The following is a 1,973-nucleotide window of genomic DNA, read 5'->3' as shown; positions in this document are numbered from 1 at the left end:
GTGCCCGGCAGATCGCCGCGGCGCGGCGCACAGCCTGACGATAGGAACCCACATGACCGAGAAAAAACTGAAGGTACTGGTCGTCGGCCTCGGCCAGATGGGCCGTAGCCATGCCTTGGCCTATCACACCCATTCCGGCTTCGACATTGTCGGCCTCGTCAACCGTTCGGCGCCGACCCTGCCGGACGAGCTCTCCGGCTATCCGGTCCGCAACGACTATGCGGCGGCGCTCGCCGAGTTCAAACCCGACGTCGTCTCCATCGCCACCCACACCAATACCCATGCCGACTATGCCGTGGCGGCCCTTGAAGCGGGCGCCCATGTCTTTGTCGAAAAGCCGCTTGCCGCCACCGTCGCCGATGCCCAGCGCGTCGTCGATACGGCCATCGCCAACAAGCGCAAGGTGGTCATCGGCTACATCCTCCGCCACCACCCCTCCTGGACCAAGCTGATCGAAGAATCGCGAAAACTGGGCGGTCCCTATGTGTTCCGCATGAATCTCAACCAGCAGTCCTCGGGCCCGGCCTGGGACATTCACCGCTCGATCATGCAGACCACCTCGCCGATCGTGGATTGCGGCGTGCATTATGTCGATGTCATGTGCCAGATCACCGACGCAAAGCCCGTCGAAGTGCGCGGCATGGGCGTCAACCTTGCCAAGGGCCTGCCGGCCGGCATGTACAATTACGGCCACTTCCAGGTGCTGTTCGATGATGGCAGCGTCGGCTGGTACGAAGCGGGCTGGGGCCCGATGATGTCGGAGACCGCCTTCTTCGTGAAGGACGTGATCTCGCCCAATGGCGCCGTTTCCATCGTCATGGATCAGGGCGCTGCCTCGGCCGATATCAACGCCCACACCCAGACCTCGCGCATCCTCGTCCACCACGGCGCGCTCGATGCCAATAACAAGCCGGCCCGCCCCGACGACTGGCTCGACATGCACGGCGAACCCGACCACCAGGGCCTCTGCGATCGCGAACAGGATTTTGTCTATCGCGCCATCACCGAGGACTATGACCTGACACGCCACATGAACGACGCCGTCACCTCCCTCAACATCTGCCTCGCGGCCGATGAAAGCGTGCGCACGGGCCTGGCGGTCAAGCTTTAGGCTCTCTTGTTCCCTCGATTGCCACCACCGGGCTTGTCCCGGTGGTCCACACCGCCGCAGCCGGGCGCTGGAGCCTAGCCCTGCGGATAAATCGTTTCGCCGCGCGACAGCATGTCGACGAAGGCGGCGATCTTCTTTTTGCGGCCGGCTTCGGTCTTGAGGCTGTTGAGGCGGAAGGTCAGGGCGAAGCGGTTCTGGGCTGTCAGCCGTGCAAAGGTTTCCTGGGCCGCGGGATTATCGGCGATGGCGGCGAGGAGGTCGTCGGGCGGGGCCATGGTGGTCTTGTAGGCGGCGTCCCAGCGGCCGTCGGCCTTGGCGAGGTCGACCTGCTTCTGCCCGTGGACGGTCATCAGGCCCGCTTCGGTCAACCTGGCGACATTGTCGCGATTGATCTGGCTCCACACCGATTTTGGCCGCCGCGGGCAATAGCGCTGCACGAAGCTCTCGTCGTCCCAGCTCTTGCGGATGCCGTCGATCCAACCCCAGCACAGAATCGCGTCGATCGCCTCGACCGGGCTGATGGTCGGCTTGCCCGTGCCCTTGCGAAAAATGCGGATCCAGACTTCCGGCGCACTGTCGTGGTGCGTTTCCAGCCAGTCGTAGAACGAGCGGAAATCGGGAAATTCGCGCAACGCCTCGGGTGGCACGGTGACGGGCGGCATGGCCTCAGGCCACCGGTTCCTGGGCCTGTGGGACCAGCCCCGCGAGCTTGGTATCGAGTTTTTCGCTCTCGGGCAGGCTGAGGCCGAGCTCTTCGCTCAGAACTGCCCGGATTTCCTCCACCGAGGCCAGTTCGCGCTTTTCGGCCGGCTGACCGGTCGGCTGCACGGTGAAGAGCGTGTTGTGCAATTTCAGCCGCCGG

General features: G+C 64.1%; 3 protein-coding genes. 1 reads left to right on the top strand and 2 read right to left on the bottom strand.

Translation table 11 applies throughout. The annotated features are described in order from the left end of the window. The first annotated feature begins 52 nt into the window (after positions 1–52). Positions 53–1,111 carry a Gfo/Idh/MocA family oxidoreductase gene (locus J0I64_RS20720; protein ID WP_291411850.1) on the top strand — a complete coding sequence of 353 codons (1,059 nt, stop codon included), beginning with the start codon at positions 53–55 and terminating at the stop codon, positions 1,109–1,111. Positions 1,112–1,185: 74 nt separating this feature from the next. On the opposite strand, the gene J0I64_RS20715 is transcribed toward J0I64_RS20720, so the two are convergent. Beyond that, entirely contained in the window at positions 1,186–1,773 is a 588-nt protein-coding gene (locus tag J0I64_RS20715; RefSeq protein ID WP_291411848.1) for a YdeI family protein, read from the bottom strand. A gap of 4 nt (positions 1,774–1,777) precedes the next feature. After that, on the bottom strand, positions 1,778–1,973 hold a 196-nt coding region (locus J0I64_RS20710), incomplete at its 5' end, for a hypothetical protein (protein WP_291411846.1).

It is taken from the genome of Devosia sp. (assembly GCF_017307565.1).
Classification (GTDB): Bacteria; Pseudomonadota; Alphaproteobacteria; order Rhizobiales; family Devosiaceae; genus Devosia.
This window is presented reverse-complemented; position numbering and strand designations above follow the sequence as displayed.